Here is a 20,029-nt window from a genome sequence, read left to right on the forward strand (position 1 = left end):
GCGGGGCGATTTTACGAGCGGGCAGGCCGGCCGGACATTCGGCTGGCCTGCTTTTTTGCGCGCTGACATTTCCCTTAGGCTGCCGCATACAATATAAAAGCCTCGCGAAGGGAAGTGGGCAGCCGTGAGTTGGCAAAAGTTCGGCATTCGGCCGGATCTGGTGGAGCGCGTCAAGGTAAAGATGAAAAATCCCGCCACGAAGGATAGAATCAAAGCGCTGCTGGACGGCGTGACGAAGTTTGATCTGCAGGACCGCTCGAAAGTGAAGCGCCTCGTCAAGTCGTCCGCCAAAGTGCTTGGCGAACCGCTGACCGATCTGCAAGAGGAGCAACTGGTGAACTTCGTCATCGCGCAAAAAAATCGATCCGAAGAGCACGCTCCATCTCATCAAGCTGTGGGCGATGTTCCGCTAGTCCGCGACGGAAAAATGCGGGCCATCGTCTGTTGAATAACAGGCGATCGGGGCCATCGCGTCATCTCCAAAAGACCCTGGCTCCCGGCAAACAGCGGGAATCAGGGTCTTTTGGTCATTCGCGCGAGCGCTTAAAACAGCTCGCCTTGCTCTTCGTCAGGCACGAGGCAGCCGGGATCGTCGTTGGTTACGTTGCCGACACGGCGATTGGCCGGGTCGACGACGAGCTCAGCCGGATCCAGCGGAATCGCGAGCTGAAGGACTTCGTCGGGACGCTGGATCCGGCGGTCGAGCCATGCCGCCTCGGACCGCCGGTTCAGGATGACGGGCACGCGGTCGTGGATGTCGGCCAGATGTCCCTTTGCAGGCGCGGTCAAGATGGCGCATGTACGGAGCCTCGAGCCGTCCGGAGCGGTCCACGATTCGTAAATGGCGGCCATGCTGAACAAGGCTCCGTCCTTGCGGCGAATTCTCATCGGACGCTTGCCGCCCGCGGTCTGCCGCCATTCGTAGTAGCCGTCGGCCGGGATGAGGCACCGCCTGCGTCGCAGCGCTTCCCGGAAGGCGGGCCGCTCCGCGACGGTCTCGACCCTGGCGTTCAGCATCTTGCCGCCGACCTTCGGGTCTTCGGCCCAAGGCGGAACGAGCCCCCACTTGAGCAGGCCCAGCCGGTTGCGGGAGCCGTCGCTGACGATCGCGGGAACCAACTGCCCGGGCGCGATATTGTACCGGGGGCCGTAGGGCGAGCCGGCGGCGTCGTCGGCCGAATAATAAGCGAGCAGTTCCTCGAACGAAATCGTGATCGTATAACGTCCGCACATCCGCGTGCCACCTACTCTCTCTCGTCAAGGCAGTCCTCGTATAGAAAGTAGTATACCCGAAAGGCCGCGGCGTGCGAAGAGAAGGCCGGCGGACAGCGGGAGCGCCAGCCTCCCGTTCAGGAGACGCTATGCTTCACCGGCCGGGCGCCCAGAATGCGGCTCGCGGACAGCGTGCGAAACGCCCGTTTTCCCCAATCCAGCACGCGCACCTTGCCCCCGCGCACCGAAAATATCGCGACCGTTCGCTGGGTCAAGCGTCCTTTGCTGTCCTCGTAAATCATTTCCACGCTTTTCCCGACATACTTTTCGATATCGACCTGCACGGCCATTCCTCCTTGCGCCTCGGAGAAGCGAGGTTTGTTGTAGAACGTCTGTTCTTATAATAATACGAACTTACGTTCCTGTACAAGAGGAAAAATAAGCGGCGGATCCAGCCAATGCGCAGCAGCTCTATTTTGAGATAGGTAAATATTAATTACAAAATTCTTTTGGGTCTATTTCGAATATCGCATTGAACCTGCATTATCAACCCCGTATAATATGAAAATGGGAATTAATTCTACAACTATGCCGGGGGTTCCGCCACGATCTGGGTTGAGCCGTATACCGGTTCGAAAATGACCGCGAGCGGCATTCAAGCGCATGTCAATATCCATTACACAACAAGAGGAGGGGAATAGGTGGAACGGGACTATTCCGCGAACATCCTCGTCGTCGGCGACAATCCGGCGCATTCGCTTGCGATCGAAGCCGCACTGGACGGCGAACCTTATCGATACGTCCGCGCAAGCTCCGGGATCGAAGCGGTTCGCTGTCTGCTGCGCGAGGAGATCTCCGTCATCCTGATCGACGTTCATATGTCGGGCATGTCCGGATTCGAGGCGGGCGGCTATATCAAGTCCCACGGCAGATTTGAATTCATACCGGTCATTTTTATATCCGGAGCCGTCGCGGATGCCGATCATCTGGCGACCGGCTATTCCGTCGGCGCTGTCGACTATTTGATCAGACCGATCAATCCGCTCATATTCAAGGCCAAGATCAAGGTTCTGGCAGGACTTTACGGCGAACGGAGAAGTTCAAGCCTGCAGCCGCGTGAGCCGGCAGGCTTGAACCGGGAGACCGCGCAGGCAGCGGCGCAGGCTCGCGCGGTGCTGGACACTTCCATCGACGCGATGCTGGTGCTTGATGCGTCTGGCGTCATTTTGGAAGCGAACCCCGCAGCCGCCCTTATGTTCGGGTACGACCATGGCGAATTGCACGGGCTCCCCCGTATCGCTGCTGCTCCCTTCGGCCGAGCGTACGGGCGCACATCGGAACCCGCCGTTCGGCAAGCTGATGGAAGCGGAGCCGCGCCGCAAGGACGGCACGTCCTTCCCCGCCGAGGTCCACTGGGGCATGGCCGCCGGAGATCCCGGATTGCTGGCCTGTACCGTTCGCGATATTACGCGCCGCAAGCAGTCGGAGCAAGCATTGCGCGAAGCGAAGGAAGCGGCCGAACGGATTTCCCGGGCGAGGATGGCATTTTTGACCTTCATGAGCCACGAAATCCGCACGCCCCTGAACGGCATTATAGGGATGCTGGACCTGCTTCGCGAATCCGGACTGACGTCCGAACAGGCAGAGCTGGCAGAGATCGTGGCCAATAACGGCAATACGCTTTTGAAAATCGTCAACGACGTGCTGGATTTGTCCCGGATCGAAGCCGGCCGGATGGAGCTGGAGCAGGAACTCTTTTTTGCTGGATAACTGTCTGGATGAAGTCGGAAAAATGTTCACGGCCCAATTGCGCGAAAAAAAACTCGCCTATACGGTTGCCGTCGAACCCGGCGTTCCCGAACGCGTCCGCGGGGACCGATTCCGTCTGCAGCAGATTCTCATCAATCTGGTCGGCAATGCGGTGAAGTTTACGGACAAAGGCGGCATCAGCGTGCGGGTAAGCGTGCTTGAAGAGACGGATAAGCGGGTCGCGCTCGAATTCGTCGTGAAGGATACCGGCATCGGCGTCGCCGCTGATGAGATCGACCGGCTGTTTTTGCCTTTCTCGCAGGCGAACGTCTCGACGACCCGCAAGTACGGCGGCAGCGGATTAGGGCTGTCGATCTGCAAAACGTTGTGCGAGCTCATGGAAGGAAGCATCCGCATAGAACCGTCCGGCGAACCCGGCACGGTTTTCGTTTTTTCCGTGCGCTTCGGCAAAAGCGATCCGAAGGTTCCGCAGGAATGAAGCCGCGGGCGCTGTCGGCGGGGAATGCCCGAGCGATTTGCTTCTGATTGATGACGCTTCGCCGCAGCGTTTGGCGGGCAGCTTGATTGCGGGCTGGCGTCGTGGCCGGGCTGCGGGCCGGAGCCGGGATCGGCAATTGAGGGAGACGCCTCGTTTTCTGTGAAAGTTGAATTAATGGGTTTGACGATAACGACCTCAAATGGATTAAAAAAAGGCTTAAAAACAAGATTTCGGACGCGCGCGAATGAGTAAATCATTTATTCATAAATAAAAGCCTTACAGGTGCCCGGCAGCGGTGCGAAACAATCGAAAAGAAGACGAAGGTTCGGACGGTCGCATGACGTCTGCCGCAGGGCTTCGGTTTCATCCCGCAGACGAACGGTTAATTTTAGAATTAAATACACCAGATTGACCTCGTTCAAGCGCTCGCCATTCATAATGAGAGGTGGGATTCACGTGGAAGTTCAATGTCTGAAAGTAAAAATCAAGCCGGGGATGACCCAGGAATTTATAGATTTCGTCAAAGATATGCAGGTAAACAAGATGGAATTCGTGTACGAGACGATGAGAAGCGAAAACATCGTGGTCGAGTCGATCTTCCTGGAGAAGGGCGAGGACGCGGACCATATCATCTTCTATACGCGGAGTAATCCGGCCGAAAAAGCGGCGGAAGAGCGGGAGCAGGGTAGCGCGATTCCCGTCGACACCGCCTCGATCGAGATGCTCCAGAAAACGTGGGACAGCGTCGAATCGCTTGAAGTGCTGTTCGACGCGGGCCGGCTCCCATAAATGGCCGTAGAGTCCGAAAGAGGCTGTCCCGCAGTCGCGAAACCGACCGGGGGCAACCTCTTGATAGCGGGGCAGGGCGCGCCGGTCGCCGCCCGGTTCACGGCCTGCCTACGGGATGGTAATACATAAGCTCGTACAGCCCTTCTTCGGCGTTCGGCTCTGCCCGCGCCTCCGAATCGAGCATCAGGGCGATTCGGCCCGTCGGATACAACTGCAGCGTGTTCTCGATAAACCGCCGATGCGAGTCGTTGTCCGGTTGGGGCTTATGCACGAGGAAGATCGTGGGGATGCGTATCGTACGGTGAGGGCGGCTTTTCTTTTTTATCGCCGAGCGCTTGCGCCGTCCGGGGATCCGAATATACGAGTCCCAAGTCCTGCAGCAGCCTTGACGTTCCCCTGGGCGTGTACGTTTGGTTGAACTCGCGCTCGATCAAAGCCGATACGAGCTTGAGCGTCCACCTCGCTTGTCCGGCAAGTTCCAGTTCGTCGGGCCGCCTGGACGTGACCAATTGGATCAGGCGAGTCTCCTGCTCCGCCGTCAGTTTGCGAGGCGCTCCCGGCGAGCTTCCGATGGCCAGACCTTCAAGACCGGACTGCTCGTACGAGCGGATATACGTATAGATCGTCTTCTCGCTAAGCTGGGAGACGCTTTGAATATCTCTGACCGCGTAACCGCTCTTGTACATAAAAACGGCCTGGTAGCGTTGAAACATTCGTTTGTCCTGCGTATCCTTCATCGCCTGGAGAAGAAGCACGTCTTCTTCGTTGCGCTTCACGACCAACACCTCCTTTCTCCTGCCAGGGAAAAAATAAGCATAGGGTAATTACCCCGTACGCTTCGGAATAAATCCTTACTTCTCCGTTTCCTTTACGCATCATTGTCTTTATCTTATCACAAAAAAAGTCGAGAAATGGCCCCAGTATCGTCCTAATATTGCTCCAAAACAAACGGCTAAGCAAGGAACACCAAAAAAGGACGAAGCAGGAGATTCCTCCGCGTCGTCCCTTTTGGTTATTGCCGGAGACCAGCAACGCCTTGCCTGTCATGCGATATTAATCATGATGTCCCTTCGGCGGATTCACCGGGGTGCCCTCTACCTTGACGCCGATGCCGTTGTCGTAAACCATCTTGCCCCCGTAATAGCCCGTGCCAAGCACTAACGCGCAAGAAGCGACGGCGACCGCAAGGTAAGCGACAAGCGAAAAGCGGATCAGGGATGTTTTGCCGCGGAACAACATGAACAGTCTGGCCGCGACCAAAATGCTGACGACCCACGCCGTAATATCGGCCAAGGTACTATGGAGTTCCAGAAAAGACGTATTGCCGCGAGCGTCATCTTCGGGGCCCGTCGCGACGGACAGCCATGCCGATAAAACGGCGGCAAGCCAAATCCATATTCCCTGTTTAAGAGGCAGCGCGCGCCGTCGGATCGATACGACGAGGTCGTAAAGCATGCCGAGCGTTATGAGCACGATCGGAAAGTGGACAAAAATGGGATGCGCGTGATTCACGATATCGTTTAGCAATCGACTTCCTCCTTGATTTTGAGGTGCTGGCAGGGTTACTTTAACAAGCAATTATTAAAAAGATCTTAACTTTTGCGCGCTTTGCCGCAGATTCGAATCCATCGCTCCGGGAGTTGTTCTTATTCCACGCGTGCCATAGCATGCCCAAGACGGCAATAATCGAGAAGAAGAAGACCTTCGCGTATAATTCCTTGAGATGGATCGTTCTTGCCGTATTTATCGCTAAAGGCAAATGCATCGTTGTATTTCTGCAAGCCCAATGCTAAATTGTCGGTAGCGACAAGAGCGGCTTAATCGACGGATAGCGAGAGGAGAGAGCGGGACTTTGTCGATTCGATGGAAGCTGCTTTGGTCTTATGCGGCGATGCTGATCGTTCCGCTGATGTTTCTGGTGCTGATTTCCGCGCTGCTGCTGATCGTTTTCCGGGGCGACGTTCGGAGCATTCATTCCATTTACGAATCGAAAATCGAAGGGATCGAGGAGAACGACTACAATCGGCTGGTCAAGCGCACGCTTGCGCAGAACCCGCAGCTGTTGACGGATACCGCTTATTTGCGGGAGCTGTCCGCCGAACTCGCTGCGCGGCAAGTCTCCTTGCTCGTCCGCGAGGAAAGCCGGACCGTTTACGCTTCGAGCGCCATCGCCGGCGATCCCGTCTTGACGTCGGATTTGCCGCCGTATGCGCATCCCGATTTTCGCAAGGATACGACGGTCAAGATCGACGACGTGTGGTATCAAATCGTCCAATACGATTTGAAGGCGGCCGACGGCAAGCCGGTCAGCTTGTTTCTGCTGACGAAGATCGACCCGCTCGTTCATTTCGCGAAACGATGGTTCCCAATTGTATTTGCCGCTGCCGTCGCCGCCTTGATCCTGACGAATGCCGCCCTGACCTATTACATGTCGACCCGCATCATCCGGCCGCTCCTCGCGCTGCGTCAAGCCGCGGGCCGCTTCTCGGAGGGCGAGCTCGAGGTGCCGATCGCGGTTAAAGGCAAAGACGAGATCGGACAGCTGGGCGTCACTTTCGAGAACATGCGGGTGCGGTTGAAGGAATCGGTCTCGCTGCAGATGCAATACGAGAAAAATCGCAAACAGCTTATCGCCAACATCTCGCATGATCTTAAAACGCCGATAACCGCCATTAAGGGCTATGTCGACGGCATTCTGGAAGGCATCGCGGATACCCCGGAGAAGCATGAGCGCTATATGAAAACGATCGCTTCGAAAGCGGACGAGCTGGATAAACTGATCGACGAGCTGTTCCTGTACGCGAAGCTGGACATGCAAAAGGTCCCTTTCCCCATGCAGCCGATGTCCGTTCGCGGCTTGCTGAACGATTGGTCGGAGGATCTGGGGTTCGAGCTCGAAAAAAACGGCGTGACGCTCGAAAGGGACTTCGACCTGCCGGCGGCCGTATGCGTTCGGGTCGACCCGGATTCCTTCAAGCGCGTCCTCGGCAACATCATTCAAAACAGCCTGAAATACATGGATAAAGCAAGACCGTCGATTCGGCTGTCCGCCCGCACGATAAACGAAGCGGTCGAGATCGTCATCGAGGACAACGGGAGCGGCATTCCGGCGGAGGCGCTGCCCCTCGTTTTCGACCCGTTCTATCGGGCCGAATGGTCGCGGAACGCCCGCACGGGCGGAAGCGGGCTGGGTCTGGCCATCGCCAAGCAGATCATGATGGCTCACGAAGGGGATATAAGGGCGGAGAGCGTGGCGGGGGGAAGGGACGCGCTTGATTTTGACGATGGCGATCGACGGAGGCGGGGACGATGGCGGCAAATAAAAGGATATTGATCGTGGAGGACGAGCCGAGCATCGCCGAGCTTCAAAGAGATTACCTGGAGATGAGCGGCTACGAGACGGTCCTCGCCGATAATGGCGAAGCGGGTCTGCAGCTCGGGCTGACGGGCCGATTCGACCTGGTCGTGCTGGATGTGATGCTGCCGAAGCTAAGCGGCTTCGAAGTATGCCAAGCGCTCAGGGAGGCGTTCGACGTCCCGATCCTGATGGTGACCGCGCGCAGGGAAGATATCGATGTCATCCGAGGGCTGGGCCTCGGCGCGGACGATTATATCGGCAAGCCGTTCAAGCCGGCCGAGCTGGTCGCGCGCGTCAAGTCGCATCTGGCCCGCTACGACAGGCTGACCGGGCGGAATGCGAGAGCCGGCGACTTGGAGATCGGCGAGCTGCGCCTTAATGGGAACACAAGGCAGGCCTTTGTCCGGGAAGAGGAGGTATCGCTTACCGCCAAGGAATTCGACCTGCTGCACTTCCTTGCGCAGCATCCGAATCAGGTGTTCAGCAAAGACCATCTGTTCGACCGTCTGTGGGGCATCGACGCGACGGCGGACACCCAGACGGTGACCGTCCATATCCGCAAGCTGCGGGAAAAAATCGAGAAGGACGCTTCGGCGCCCGTCTATATCGAGACAGTGTGGGGGGCGGGCTACCGGTTCCGTCTATGATGGTGATTTAACGATAAGGGCATCGGTTCGAGACTTTATTTTTCGGGTCTTGATCTGATGCTTTTTTTGATGGATCGCCCTTAACCCGAATAACCGACAGGCCGGAAGTTCGGAATTTGATCAACAATTAACGCATATTCGCTCCATTCGATAGCCCGATCGGGGCATACGCCCCCGGCAGCAGGTTCGGTACAATGAAGCCAGTCGCAGAGCGGGCGATCGACGACGCTCATGCATGGGCTGGTGCGCCGGCGCGTACTTCGGCTTCGAAAGTTGGTGAAATGAGTGTGGAATGTCATTCGGCATCGTTTTTTTAAGAGGACGATCGCGGCCGTAGTGTTTGCCCTGGTGTGCTTCACAGGTATTGCCTCTCCGCAAGCGCGCGCGGTGTCGGCATCGACGGAAGCCATACCGCTGCAGCCGCTTATCGATGCGACGCCGGCGGGGCAGACGCTGGTTCTGTCGGGGGACCGCGTTTATACGGGGCCAGCCGTCATCTCGGCGGCCATCACGATCTCCTCGGACGGCGAGGCCGTCGTGAAGAACGACGGCAACCGTCCAGCGCTTACGCTGGCTGCGGACCGTATCGTGCTGCAGGACATCGCCGTTAGCGACAGCCAGACCGATCCCAAGAAGCCGGCCATATTGGTGCAGTCCGACGGCAACCGGCTGGAACGACTGCGAATCAAGTCCCAGGGCGGCGGTATTTTTCTGAGGAAAGCGAACGACAATCGCATTCTGAACAGCCGCATCGAAGGCGCGCGTCCCGGTGACCCGGACGAGCCGTATTCCCGTCGCGGCAACGGGATCGATCTGCTCGCATCGGCGCGCAACGTCATCGAGGGCAACTCGATCGTTCACGTCCACGACGGCGTGTACGCCGAGAGCAGCAACGAGACCCGCATGCGGGGCAATGTCGCGACCGACTCGAGGTACGGCTACCATGTTATGTTTTCGGGCAATACCGAGCTCACGGACAATGTCGGGGAAGGCAATGTCACCGGCGGGATGGTGATGAGCGTGGAAGGTGCCGTCGTCAAACGCAATCGCTTCGAGAAGCAGACGGAAAACGTCAACTCGCAGGGCATCCTGCTGTTCGACGTCCATCGCTCCGAGATCAGCGGCAACCGTGTCGTCGACAACCGCGTCGGTCTCTATATCGAGCAATCGACGGACAATACGCTCGCGGACAATGAGGTCGTTCAGAACTTTATCGGCATGCAAATGATCCGGTCCAGCGATAATCGGCTGCTAAACAGCCTGTTTGCCGCGAACGTCAACCAGGCGCAGTCCACGGACAGCCACAACAACACGCTACAGGGGGAATTACTGGGACGACTTCGAGGCGCTCGACGCGGACGGAGACGGCTTCAGCGATCTGAGCTACGAGATCGATCCTTTTTTCCTTCAGCTGACCGCGGATATCGACGCCTTTCAGGTATTTTTCCAATCGCCCGGCCTGCCGTTTCTCGCGCAGATGTTCCATGCCGACACGGCCAACTGGCTCAAAGATCCAAGCCCGCTGCTTGAACCGCCTTTTGCTTCGCCGGAGACAGAATTCCCGGCGGACAGCCGTCGGACCTGGTTGCCGGGATGTCTGCTGTTGTTAGCCGCTCTAACAATCCTATACCGATGGGGGTACAAAAAAATCATGAAAAAGTGTTTGGCTGGCATTATCGCATTGCTGCTCGTTCTCTCTCTGCTCGCCGGGTGCGGCAAAACGTCATACGAGCCTGCGGCCATCGACGAGACGGTGGACAAATGCCCGGTATGCAACATGGCGGTCGCGGACGACCAGTTCGCGGTCGAGATCATTCTTAAGAACAAAAAAGCGCTCAAGTTCGACGATCTCGGCGATCTGCATGTGTGGCGGGCGGAAAACGGAACGAAGGAAATCGGCGAACAGTTCGTGCGAGATTACAACACAAAGGAATGGGTCAAGCTGTCCGATGCCACTTACGTGTACGACAAGTCCATTCGGACGCCGATGGCCTTTAACGTTATATCGTTCAAGGAAAAGAGCGACGCCGATGCGTTCGTCTCCAAAGAAGGCAAAGGCCGAATCATGACCGCGAAGGAGCTGGAAAGCCACGCGTGGGCATCCAACGAGGACATGATGAAGGCGATGATGGAGGAGCATGCGGGCGAGATGAAAGACAGGATGGGCATGGAAGAAGGCGGCATGAAAAACAATTCAGATTCGAAGTAAGGGGTTGAATACCGTGCTTCACCTGAAGACGATCGCCTCAAGAGAGATCAAGCTCGGCTTCCGCAATCCCTGGTCTTACTCGTTCATGGCGCTGTTCGCCCTGTTCAGTCTGGCGCTGCTGTTGATTCAGTCGCAAGCCAGTCTGGGGGGATATACGAGCACGACCGGGACGATGATCAATCTGATTGTTTATTTGCTGCCGCTCATGACGCTCCTGCTCGGCTCGTTCTCGCTCACTTCGGAGAAGGAGGAGGGCGGGTGGCGGCTGCTGTCTTCCTTCCCGCTCCGCACCCGCGCTTTTATATGGGGCAAATACGCAGGGCTGGCCGTCGTGCTGACCGTTATCGTCGCCTTCGGCTTCGGGCTTTCCGGCATTGTGGGCTCGCTGTTCGGTCGGGGCTTCTCGCTGCGGACGTTCGGCTTGTTTCTTCTCTTTTCCGTGTTGATCATCGTCCAGTTTCTCGGCATATCGGTGCTGCTTGGCGCGCTTTGCCGCAATCGCTGGCAGGCGCTCACCTACGGCGTGGGCATCTGGTTCTTTTTTGATCCTGGGCTGGCCGACGATTCTTATCGCCGTGCTGGGATTTCTGCCTTACCTGTTCATCAAGCCGACGCTGGTCGCGCTGATCTTCGCCAATCCTGCCGAGCTGAATCGTCTGTTCCTCATCGTCAAGATGGGCGGAGGCTCCATCCTTGGCCTCGAATATTATCAATGGGTCAAATGGATACAGCAGCCGATGGGCGGCCTGATTTTCGCGGGTGTGCTGATCCTCTGGGTCCTCATCTACGCGGAAGCGGCGACAGGCTTGTGGGAGAGGGGGGCGCAGGCGTGGATCATAAACTTCTTCAGCTTGACAACGTAACCAAATCGATCGGCAAATCGACGCTGCTTCATCCCTGTTCGTTCTCGGTGCAGGAAGGAGAGATCGTCGCGCTTTGCGGCGGCAACGGGGCGGGCAAGAGCACTTTGCTTCATATGATCGCAGGCATTTCCAGACCGACGTCGGGCGCCATTTTGCTGAACGGCGTCTCCTGGTCGGAAGACCGCGTCGGCTACGCGAACCGAGTCGGCTACATGCCGGACGAATTCCATTTCGGGTCTGCGTTGACGGCGTTCGAGACGTTGCGCTTTTACGCTTCGCTGCGGCGCGTCGGACGCGGGCGCGTGCTGGAGCTGCTGGAAACGGTGGGGCTGCTCGAAGTGCGGGATCGCAAGATATCCACCTTTTTCCAAGGGGATGCGTCAGCGCCTTTTGTTCGCCCAAGCCATGCTGGCGACGCCTGCGCTGCTGCTGTTGGACGAGCCGACCAACGGGCTGGACCCCTACTGGATGGAAGCTTTCGGCAAGCTGATCCGTAAGGCGGCAGGCGGCGGGCAAGCCGTCGTCTTCTCCACGCACCAGCTGAACATTGCCGAATCCTATGCGGACAGCGCTTTGTTTATGGCGTCGGGATATGTACGATATTCCGGCAAAGTCGATACGCTTAAAGAACAATATCGGGGCGCGGGCGGCTTGTACGGGGCATTCGACCGGATTGTAGCGAGCGGCGCGCCGATGGAACGGGAAGGAGAGTCGTGATGCTTCGATTCAGATTCAGGTTTGCAAGACGCACGCTTGGCGCGACAGCCGCGCTGGTCGGTCTGCTGCTGCTCGCCGCATGCGGGGCGTCGGGGGAGGGAGCAGGCGCTCAAGTTTTCGGAGGTAACGCTGTCAAGCGAGCCTTCGCCGCCTGCGGCGGGACAGGAGACCAGGCTGGTCGCGACGGTCGCCAATGCCAAGTATGCCGCGCTTGAGGGCGAGGTGCAATTTCAGATCAATGCCAAAAACGAGCTGCCGAGCCTGATCGATGCCGCCTTGGAGGGCGATGCCTACACATCGTCGTATACGTTTCCTTCCGCCGGAGAATACACGATTACGATTCACATGAATTACGAGGACGCGCATTTTGCGTTTACGAAGCAGCTGCAGGTGATTCAATAAGTTTGGCGCGTGCCTGATTCACCTTCAGCCTTGGCGATAGCGCATCCTGAAGGACCTTGGCGTCGTGCCGACCTGTCTGCCGAAGCAGCGGACGAAATACGAAAAGGTGCCGAAGCCGGTCTCTTCGGCGATGCGGCCGACGGGTTCGTTCGTATCGATCAGCAGCCGCTTCGCCAGTTCGACGCGATAACGGGTCAAATATTGGAGCGGCGTGCAGCCGAAGGCGCGCTTCATGCAGAGGGAGACATAGTTGGCGTGAAAATGAAGCGTCTCCGACATCGATTTGTAGTTGATCGCGTCCCGGTAATGGCGGCGCAGGAACGCCGCAGCCTCTTCGGCGATCGTCAAGTACGAATCGCGTTCGGGCAGCGTCGCGTCCGCCTGCAGGCGCATCAGCAGCTCCTGGAAGACGAGCTGACGGCGCCATTGCGAGGAAGAACCGGCGTCCGCCTGCAGGGCCAACAGCTGCCGCAGCCAATCGTACGCGGCATCCGGCGACGACAGCTTCCCGGAGCGCGGCAAATAAAACGCGAAGCGATGAATCTCGTAAAGCACGTCGTCCGGTCGAAGCTCTGCGGAAGCCGGCGCTTGATCTGTCTCGTGCCAGCTGCCGAGCGTCTGGAAATGGACCCAGTAAAAGTGCGTTTCTTCCCGGCAAGGCGCGGCCGACCGATGCGCGCGGTCCGGCCGGAGCAGGGCGAACGAGCCCGCCGGAATCTCGAGCGATACCGACTCCTCGGCCATGTAGAGACAGCCGCGAGTCACGATCAGCAGGTCGAAGACGCCGATGCCCGAGCGATCGGAATGCCGCCCGGAGGCCGGATACGTGTCTTCCCCGCAGTAGATGAGGTGCGGCAAGGGCGGAGAGATGAATCGGAACATTCGGTATCCTCCATGAAAGGTAACCTTCGTCTTCTTGTTGCTTGCATTACAGTATAAAAGAAAGGCGCGTGCAAGTCAGCAAGGGTAAGACAGAAAGATTGCGATCGAAACATTTTTGTGTGCGTTAGGCTATCGGCGGTCATGGAGAACGCGTGCTATATTCGGAAAAGACGGATCTTGCCAAAGATACGCATACCGAACAAGCGAGGAGCGAGAACTGTGACGACAACCTGCACGGCATTCGAAGCGCTGCCGCTCGGCGCGATCAAGCCCCGCGCGTGGCTGCGCGATCAACTGCGCATTCAGGCGGACGGATTCACCGGCCATCTCGACGAGCATTGGGCGGACGTCGGCGACGACAACGGCTGGCTCGGCGGAACGGGAGAGAGCTGGGAACGGGGGCCGTATTACGTGGACGGGCTGCTGCCGCTGGCTTACCTGCTCGAGGACGAGCGGCTGATCGCCAAGGCGAAGCGCTGGGTCGAATGGTCGCTCGCCAGTCAGCGGGAAGACGGCTCATTCGGTCCGCCGATGAAGGAAATGGCAAGCGGCATAGACAAAAATCATGACTGGTGGCCCTACATGATCATGCTCAAGGTCATGACGCAATACGCCGAGGCGACCGAAGATCCGCGGATCGTTCCGTTTATGACGTCGTTTTTCCGATACGTGCGCCGGACGATCGAAGGACAGCCCTTGCTTGAGTGGGCGGAGGCCCGCGGCATGGAGATGCTGCTCAGCATCCAGTGGCTCCATCGCAAGACGAACGATGCCTTTTTGTTGGAGCTCGCAGAGATCGTGGCCGGGCAGACGACGGGCTGGACCGAAGTGTTCCGCGACTTTCCGTTCTGGCGCAAGGTCGAGCAGTGGGATCCGAAGACGCACGTAGTGAACGTCGCGATGGGTATCAAGGCGCCGGGCGTTCGCTACGAACTGACGGGAGACGCGAAGGAAAAAGAGGCGGCGCACCGCGGAATCGACAGTCTGATGACGTACCACGGGCAGGCGCACGGCATGTTCTCGGGCGACGAATGGCTGTCCGGCACGCATCCGAGCCAAGGCGTCGAGCTGTGCGCCGTCGTCGAATATATGTTCTCCCTGGCGCAGCTCGCGCGCGTGTTCGGGGAAGGCAGATTCGGCGACATATTGGAAAAGGTGGCGTTTAACGCCCTGCCGGCGGCGATCTCCGGAGACTGGACGTCCCATCAATACGATCAGCAGGTGAACCAGATCATGTGCAACGTCGCGCCGCGCGCCTGGAGCAACGGCGCGGACGCGAACGTGTTCGGGCTGGAGCCGCATTTCGGCTGCTGCACGGCGAACATGCATCAGGGGTGGCCAAAGTTCGTCTCGCATCTATGGATGACGGATCGCGCGGGCGGGTTGGCGGCGGTCTCTTATGCACCTTGCACGGCGAGGGCAGAGGTCGGACAAGGCGCGGAGCGGGGCACGATCGCGGAGCTCGAGGTTTCCGGCAGCTATCCGTTCCGCGAAGCGGTGGCGATCTCGCTGAAGCTGAGCAGGCCGGCATCGTTCGGGATCTCGCTTCGCATTCCCGCGTGGTGCGCGACGCCGACGCTGACGGTCAACGGCGAGCGGGTCGATCTCGAGACGAAAGACGGCTATGCCAAAGTGACGCGCCTTTGGGAGAGCGGAGACCAATTGACCCTGGACCTGCCGATGACGGCGAAGACGGAAGGTCGGAACTTATATGCGGCAAGCGTCGAAAGAGGGCCGCTCGTCTATGCGCTGCCGATCGAGGAAAACTGGCAGCTGCTCACGAAGCGTGAGCGGTTCCACGATTGGGAGATCTATCCCGGTTCTCCATGGAAATACGGCTTGCTGTCCGGCGCCGAATTCGCGGTCGAAACGTCCGAGGTTCCTTACCAACCGTTTATGGCCGGCCAATCGCCGGTCCGCCTGAAAACGAAAGGTCGTCTGATCCGCGATTGGAGAATGGAGGGCAACAGCGCGGGAACGCCTCCGCTTCATCCGAACGCGGACGGTCAACCGGTCGTGGACCTTGTCCTCGTGCCCTACGGCGGCGCCAAACTGCGAATCGGGGGAATTTCCCGTGATCGGCCACCCGCTGGAAGCAAGACGCCGGATTCGAGGCATATGAGGTGCCGATTCCGAACATCCTCCATCAATAGCCGAATATCGTGAATGGGCGCGAAAGACGTCTTTTCGTAAAGTAAGGTTATAAAAGGAGTCGCATCGGCTTGCCGGATGGGGACTTCGCCATATGGGATTGAAGGAGGAGGGAAGCCTTTGCCGTCAGACGTTCATATACGTCCTTCTGTATATAAAAATCGCGAATCCATCGTTATGGAGACGTCCGAGGCTCGGATCGAGCTGGTTCCGGGACTCGGCGCCAAGATCGTCTCTCTGGTCTACAAGCCGACGGGCAAGGAATGGCTCGTGCAAGCGGACTTGAAGGAGCTGGGGCAGCCAGCTTACGGCTCGTCCTTCGTCGACGCGGATATGAGCGGCTGGGACGAATGCTTCCCGACGATATCGCCTGCCGCGGCAGCGGGAGAAGGAGGGCGCTCGCTCCCCGATCACGGGGAAGTGTGGGCGCTGTCCTGGGACGCCAGCGTAAGCGAGAAGCACGTAGATTGCGCGGTTCGCGGCGTTGCGATGCCTTACGGGCTTAGCAGGCGTCTTGCGTTCTCGGCTGCGGACACGGTTCGGATGGATTACCGTGCGGAGAACTTGGGGGATGCGCCGCTGCCGTTCCTTTGGGTGCCGCATCCGCAGTTCGCGGTGTCGGAGCCGACGCGCATCGTGCTGCCGCCTTCAATGCCGGAGATGCTCTGCGTGTACGGCGGCTCCTCGCGGCAGGAAGGCGCGACGTATGCGTGGACGGCGGAGGCGGACGTGGACGAAAAGCCGACGGGCGATGGACGCAAGTTTTATGCGCCCGGCCGGGCGGCCGATGGCTGGTGCGGCCTCTCCTGCGGACGCAGCGGCAACTGGCTGCGGATGGTCTTCGATCCGCAGCGCATCCCCTACGTCGGCGTGTGGATTGACGAAGGTTTGTTCAACGTTCAAAACGCGGTCGCGCTGGAGCCGTCGATCGGCTTCTACGATTGCCTCGACCGGGCGAGGGCGAACGGCACCGCGCAGACGATCGCGCCCGGACAAGCGTGCGAGTGGTCCTTATCCGTTCGGCTAGGCGCGGGCGGCATGAGATAGATTTTGCAAGGAAAGAGACGAGACAAACAGGACGAAACGGACGAATCCGGCTTCGTCCTGTTTGCTTTTGCCATTTTAAGCGATCGCGCGCATAAAAATAAAGCAAAGAAAGGACGGGAGGCTTGGCGCGACATGACGATGACACCGATCGGCGTATTGATCGTGGACGACGAATGTCCGATCCGCGAGGAGCTGCGCGCGTTTCCCTGGGCAGCCTGCGACGCGGTTCTGATCGGCGAGGCTGAAAACGGCGAGGAGGCGCTGGCCTTGTGCGAGCGGCACGCACCGGACATCGTCGTGACCGATATCGCGATGCCGATCATGGACGGCTTGACCTTTATCCGCGAGCTGCGAAAAAAGCATCCCGCCACGCAGATCATCCTGCTCACCTGCCACGGCGATTTCGCTTATGCGAAGGAAGCGATCGCGCTTGGCGCGTCGGATTATATTTTGAAGGTGTCGCTGGACGAAGACGAGCTGATGCAGGCGCTGCGGAAGGCGCGGGACGCGCTGCAGCGCGACCGGGGATATCGGAACAGGGAGATCGTGCTTCGCCGGCTGAAGGCGGCGGGAAGATTGGAGACGCGGCTGAAGGCGCATCGCGCGGCAGCCGGCAAAGGGCGTCCGCCAGCGCAATCGGACCTTTCCGCCGACGACTGGCGGCTTCTGGGCTTCGCGGACGACCCGCTGACTTTGCGATTCGTACTCCTTCGGCTGACGGCGCCGGAGGACGAGCTCCGGCTCGCGCAGGAAGCCGTTCAGGACGGCTTGCTCGAATTCGAACGGCGAACGCCGTCCTGCAAGGCCTGGTTTCCGATGAGGGGCGGCGAATACGCCGTCTGGTTCTCGGAAGCCGCGGAGCCGGAGGCGGTAAGGCCGCGCCTCGAACGGCTGCTTGACGCGCTGCTAGCCGAAGCGGAGAACAAGGGGACGCAGCCGATCGAGCGGCAAGGCGTCGCTTTGTCCGCGACGGTCGGAGACCTGGCCGGGAGCCGTACGGACGTTTGGACCATTCTCGAGGCTGCGTCCGGCTGGCAGGAGGCGGACTTTTACGACGCGGCTCCGTCGCCGCGCATCAGAATCGGGGCGCCTGGGCCGCTGTCCGAGCTTGAGCCCGCGCACCGGCGTCATCTGGCCGGCCTGCTCGGCCAAGCCGGCATGAACGCCGACCGCCTCCTGCAGGCGATGCAAGGCGAAGTGGCGCCTTGGTGCGCCGAGCGCCGCTTTCGTCCCCCAGCGCTGAAGCGTTGGCTCGCGGACTGGACCTCCGAATGGCTGTCTCGATCGCGACCGGGCTGTCCCGATCCCCATGCCGAGCTCGTCGGCGCTTCGGACTGGGGGGGAGCTCGAAGCCAGGTGGGCCGACATCGTGCGGGCCGCGCCCAAGGCGGGGCCGCGCAGGGAGATCGTCGAGGCGCGGCGCTGGATCGAAGCGCATCTGCGGGAGCCGCTGTCGCTGCCGATCGTCGCCCGGCGAATCGGCCTCGGGGCCGAATACTTCGGCAGGCTGTTCAAGGAGGAGACCGGAGAGTCGGTGCACCAGCTCGTCCTGCGGCTTCGGATGGAAAAGGCGCTGAAGCTGCTGCGGGAGACGGACATGAAAGTTTACGAGGTCGCGGACGCGGTAGGCATTCCGAATTACCGCTACTTTACGTCCTCGTTCCGCAACTGGGCGGGGGCGGCGCCTAGCGACGTGAAGCGCCTGGCCTATCCGGCGGAGCATAGCGAAGACGAAAGGGAGCGCCGAACATGAAGCTCATCGGACGGCTTGGCCGTTTGGGAATCGCGACGAAGCAGTTTTTTTTATTTGTTTATGGTCACGCTGCTTCTTTTTATGCTACTGGCGTGGAGCAATCTGAACGAAGCGGAGGCGCTGCTCAAGGATCAGGTCACGAAGGACGCGGAATTGCTCGTGGCGAGGACGAACCAATACATCGATGCGACGCTGGACAACGTCGAGAACATCTTGCTCCTGCTCTCGACGAGACAGGATCTGCTGGAGGAAGACGGCAACGACCCGGAGGCCGTCCGAACGCTGCAAAGCTTCGCCGACTACAACAGCTCCGTCGTCCGGACGTTATACTTCGTGCGGAGCGACGGCAAGGTGTTCTCCAACACCCAGGTCAATTACGACATTATCGGCAATCCCCATCTAGAGGAGCTGTACGCGCAGGCGCTGGGCAACTACGGCTCGATCCAGGTCAGCGAGCCGTACGTATCCCCGCTGTCCGGGCGCACGCTCGCATACATGATGCCGGTCAAAGACCGGAACAACGAGGTGCGGGGCGTCATCGTCGCCGAGCTGGGACTCGATCTGCTTGTTTCCCGCATCTCCCCCCCCCTCATCTATCAATCGTTCACGCTTGTGACCGCCAGCGGAAACGTCATCAACCGGATGGAGGCCGGCGAACGGCTGCTTCCCGTCATGCCGGGCACCTATCCGCCAGAGCTGCTTCCCGATTTTACGGCCAAGCTGCCAGGCTTAAAAACCGGAGCGGACAGCATGAACGTAAACGGCGAGCGGCTCATCGCCGTCAAATCGGCGAAAAACCGGCTCGGCTGGTCGCTTATCGCTTTTATCCCCGAGGATAGCTTTTACAAGGATTTGCAGCCGCTCTACGGCAATTATCGCAATGCGACCGTGCTCTGGGTCGTCATCTTGCTTTTCAGCGCTCTCATGCTGTCGCGGACGCTGACCCGGCCGATCCGCGGACTCGTGAACAAGATGGACCGGCTGCACGACTTTCAGGTCGTCTCCAAGCTGCCCGAGGACCGCCGCGACGAGATCGGCAAGCTTGCGAGCAGCTTCAACGCGATGCTGGCGCGCATCCAGCATCTGCTTCACGAGACGAAGCGCGCGGAGGAAAAAAAGAAAGAATACGAGCTCAAGATGCTGCGCAGCCAGATCGCGCCCCATTTTTTGTACAATACGCTCGCTTGCATCAGCAGCCTGGCCAAGCAGCGGAGGATCGACGACGTCCGGCAGACGATCCGGTCGCTGGTCGGCCTGCTCACCTTCAGCTTCGACAGGCAGGGCGAGTTCGTCGCCCTGGAGGAGGAGCTCGAAGGCCTCGGGATGTACATGCACATCCAGCAAGTCCGATACGGCGCCAAGTACGGCTGCCGGATCGAGATCGAGCCGCAGCTGCTAGAGCTGCGCCTGCTCAAGCTGACCCTGCAGCCGCTCGTCGAAAACGCGCTGTTCCACGGACTCGCGCCCAAGGGCGGAGGCACCGTCGTCGTAACGGGCGGCGTTCGCGACGGCAGGCTGCGCCTGTACGTCCGCGACGATGGCGTCGGCATGAGCCGCGACGACATTCGGGACGTGTACCGCAAGCAGGCGGCCGAACCTTCGCGGCACGCCTTTACCGGCATCGGCCTCGCGAACGTCCACGAACGCATTCGCATCCACTTTGGCGAGCCGTACGGCCTGCGCATCGGCGGACGGAAGGGCGTAGGCACGGTCGTGCGCGTGGAGCTGCCGCTATCCCAGCCTATGTAGGG

Annotated in this window: 20 protein-coding genes and 4 pseudogenes; 18 read left to right on the forward strand and 6 right to left on the reverse strand. The window is 59.3% G+C overall.

From position 1 onward, the window contains the following. The first annotated feature begins 124 nt into the window (after positions 1 to 124). Positions 125 to 413, forward strand: a pseudogene (locus OMP40_RS25580) (stage VI sporulation protein F). A 130-nt stretch (positions 414 to 543) separates the two neighbouring features. Here the strand turns inward: OMP40_RS25580 and OMP40_RS25585 are convergent. Both OMP40_RS25585 and OMP40_RS25590 read right to left on the reverse strand, forming a co-directional pair. After that, positions 544 to 1,233 (reverse strand): SOS response-associated peptidase, encoded by a 690-nt coding sequence (locus tag OMP40_RS25585; RefSeq protein WP_277535600.1) that lies wholly within the window; start codon positions 1,231 to 1,233, stop codon positions 544 to 546. A gap of 116 nt (positions 1,234 to 1,349) precedes the next feature. After that, on the reverse strand, positions 1,350 to 1,556 hold the full coding sequence (locus OMP40_RS25590) for a hypothetical protein (protein ID WP_277535602.1): 207 nt from the start codon (positions 1,554 to 1,556) through the stop codon (positions 1,350 to 1,352). A 357-nt stretch (positions 1,557 to 1,913) separates the two neighbouring features. Between OMP40_RS25590 and OMP40_RS42300 the strand changes: the two are divergent. From OMP40_RS42300 to OMP40_RS25610, 4 genes and pseudogenes are all read left to right on the forward strand, one after another. Beyond that, positions 1,914 to 2,489, forward strand: a pseudogene (locus OMP40_RS42300) (response regulator); the annotation flags it as partial. 142 nt (positions 2,490 to 2,631) lie between these two features. Next, on the forward strand, positions 2,632 to 2,982 hold the full coding sequence (locus tag OMP40_RS42305) for a histidine kinase dimerization/phospho-acceptor domain-containing protein (protein ID WP_420872042.1): 351 nt from the start codon (positions 2,632 to 2,634) through the stop codon (positions 2,980 to 2,982). Then, entirely contained in the window at positions 2,972 to 3,460 is a 489-nt protein-coding gene (locus OMP40_RS25605) for an ATP-binding protein (RefSeq protein ID WP_277535607.1), read from the forward strand. The genes OMP40_RS42305 and OMP40_RS25605 overlap by 11 nt, the downstream gene beginning before the upstream one ends. Before the next feature lie 456 nt (positions 3,461 to 3,916). Further along, entirely contained in the window at positions 3,917 to 4,249 is a 333-nt protein-coding gene (locus OMP40_RS25610; protein WP_277535608.1) for a DUF6176 family protein, read from the forward strand. 97 nt (positions 4,250 to 4,346) lie between these two features. Here the strand turns inward: OMP40_RS25610 and OMP40_RS25615 are convergent, their stop codons facing one another. From OMP40_RS25615 to OMP40_RS25625, 3 genes are all read right to left on the reverse strand, one after another. After that, on the reverse strand, positions 4,347 to 4,520 hold the full coding sequence (locus OMP40_RS25615; protein WP_277535611.1) for a hypothetical protein: 174 nt from the start codon (positions 4,518 to 4,520) through the stop codon (positions 4,347 to 4,349). Continuing rightward, positions 4,513 to 5,025, reverse strand: coding sequence for a helix-turn-helix domain-containing protein (locus OMP40_RS25620; RefSeq protein WP_277535613.1), 513 nt, complete (start codon positions 5,023 to 5,025; stop codon positions 4,513 to 4,515). Before OMP40_RS25620 ends, OMP40_RS25615 begins: the two co-directional genes overlap by 8 nt. A 277-nt stretch (positions 5,026 to 5,302) precedes the next feature. After that, positions 5,303 to 5,776: a DUF2231 domain-containing protein gene (locus tag OMP40_RS25625; protein WP_277535615.1), complete on the reverse strand. Its 474-nt coding sequence runs from the start codon at positions 5,774 to 5,776 to the stop codon at positions 5,303 to 5,305. A gap of 325 nt (positions 5,777 to 6,101) precedes the next feature. Between OMP40_RS25625 and OMP40_RS25630 the strand changes: the two genes are divergently transcribed. The 8 genes and pseudogenes from OMP40_RS25630 (at position 6,102) to OMP40_RS25660 (ending at position 12,445) form a co-directional block, all read left to right on the forward strand. Beyond that, positions 6,102 to 7,583: a sensor histidine kinase gene (locus tag OMP40_RS25630; protein WP_277535617.1), complete on the forward strand. Its 1,482-nt coding sequence runs from the start codon at positions 6,102 to 6,104 to the stop codon at positions 7,581 to 7,583. Next, on the forward strand, positions 7,559 to 8,254 hold the full coding sequence (locus tag OMP40_RS25635) for a response regulator transcription factor (RefSeq protein ID WP_277535619.1): 696 nt from the start codon (positions 7,559 to 7,561) through the stop codon (positions 8,252 to 8,254). The genes OMP40_RS25630 and OMP40_RS25635 overlap by 25 nt, the downstream gene beginning before the upstream one ends. Positions 8,255 to 8,641: 387 nt before the next feature. Further along, positions 8,642 to 9,784, forward strand: coding sequence for a right-handed parallel beta-helix repeat-containing protein (locus OMP40_RS25640; RefSeq protein WP_277535621.1), 1,143 nt, complete (start codon positions 8,642 to 8,644; stop codon positions 9,782 to 9,784). A gap of 121 nt (positions 9,785 to 9,905) precedes the next feature. After that, positions 9,906 to 10,463 (forward strand): nitrous oxide reductase accessory protein NosL, encoded by a 558-nt coding sequence (locus tag OMP40_RS25645; RefSeq protein ID WP_277535624.1) that lies wholly within the window; start codon positions 9,906 to 9,908, stop codon positions 10,461 to 10,463. An 85-nt stretch (positions 10,464 to 10,548) separates the two neighbouring features. Continuing rightward, positions 10,549 to 11,326: pseudogene (locus OMP40_RS25650) on the forward strand (ABC transporter permease). 47 nt (positions 11,327 to 11,373) lie between these two features. Continuing rightward, on the forward strand, positions 11,374 to 11,823 hold the full coding sequence (locus OMP40_RS40415; protein WP_338131328.1) for an ATP-binding cassette domain-containing protein: 450 nt from the start codon (positions 11,374 to 11,376) through the stop codon (positions 11,821 to 11,823). After that, positions 11,717 to 12,043: an AAA family ATPase gene (locus OMP40_RS40420; protein ID WP_338131235.1), complete on the forward strand. Its 327-nt coding sequence runs from the start codon at positions 11,717 to 11,719 to the stop codon at positions 12,041 to 12,043. Before OMP40_RS40415 ends, OMP40_RS40420 begins: the two co-directional genes overlap by 107 nt. Before the next feature lie 36 nt (positions 12,044 to 12,079). Beyond that, positions 12,080 to 12,445 carry an Ig-like domain-containing protein gene (locus OMP40_RS25660; protein ID WP_277535626.1) on the forward strand — a complete coding sequence of 122 codons (366 nt, stop codon included), beginning with the start codon at positions 12,080 to 12,082 and terminating at the stop codon, positions 12,443 to 12,445. Positions 12,446 to 12,469: 24 nt separating this feature from the next. Here the strand turns inward: OMP40_RS25660 and OMP40_RS25665 are convergent, their stop codons facing one another. Beyond that, positions 12,470 to 13,327, reverse strand: coding sequence for a helix-turn-helix domain-containing protein (locus OMP40_RS25665; protein ID WP_277535627.1), 858 nt, complete (start codon positions 13,325 to 13,327; stop codon positions 12,470 to 12,472). A gap of 219 nt (positions 13,328 to 13,546) precedes the next feature. Between OMP40_RS25665 and OMP40_RS25670 the strand changes: the two genes are divergently transcribed. The 5 genes and pseudogenes from OMP40_RS25670 to OMP40_RS25685 all read left to right on the forward strand — a co-directional run bounded on the left by OMP40_RS25670 (position 13,547) and on the right by OMP40_RS25685 (position 20,027). Further along, positions 13,547 to 15,493, forward strand: a complete 1,947-nt coding sequence (locus tag OMP40_RS25670; protein WP_277535629.1) for a beta-L-arabinofuranosidase domain-containing protein — start codon at positions 13,547 to 13,549, stop codon at positions 15,491 to 15,493. A 162-nt stretch (positions 15,494 to 15,655) separates the two neighbouring features. Continuing rightward, a complete protein-coding gene (locus OMP40_RS25675; protein WP_277535630.1) occupies positions 15,656 to 16,525 on the forward strand; it encodes an aldose epimerase family protein in 870 nt (289 codons plus the stop codon). 138 nt (positions 16,526 to 16,663) lie between these two features. Next, positions 16,664 to 17,005, forward strand: a pseudogene (locus OMP40_RS42310) (response regulator); the annotation flags it as partial. Between the two features lie 829 nt (positions 17,006 to 17,834). Next, positions 17,835 to 18,278, forward strand: coding sequence for a helix-turn-helix transcriptional regulator (locus OMP40_RS42315; protein WP_420872081.1), 444 nt, complete (start codon positions 17,835 to 17,837; stop codon positions 18,276 to 18,278). A gap of 81 nt (positions 18,279 to 18,359) precedes the next feature. After that, complete coding sequence (locus OMP40_RS25685) at positions 18,360 to 20,027, forward strand: sensor histidine kinase (protein ID WP_277535633.1); 1,668 nt, start codon at positions 18,360 to 18,362, stop codon at positions 20,025 to 20,027. Positions 20,028 to 20,029 lie beyond the last annotated feature (2 nt).

Origin of the sequence: Cohnella rhizosphaerae, from assembly GCF_029525575.1 — a bacterium.
Classification (GTDB): Bacteria; Bacillota; Bacilli; order Paenibacillales; family Paenibacillaceae; genus Cohnella; species Cohnella rhizosphaerae.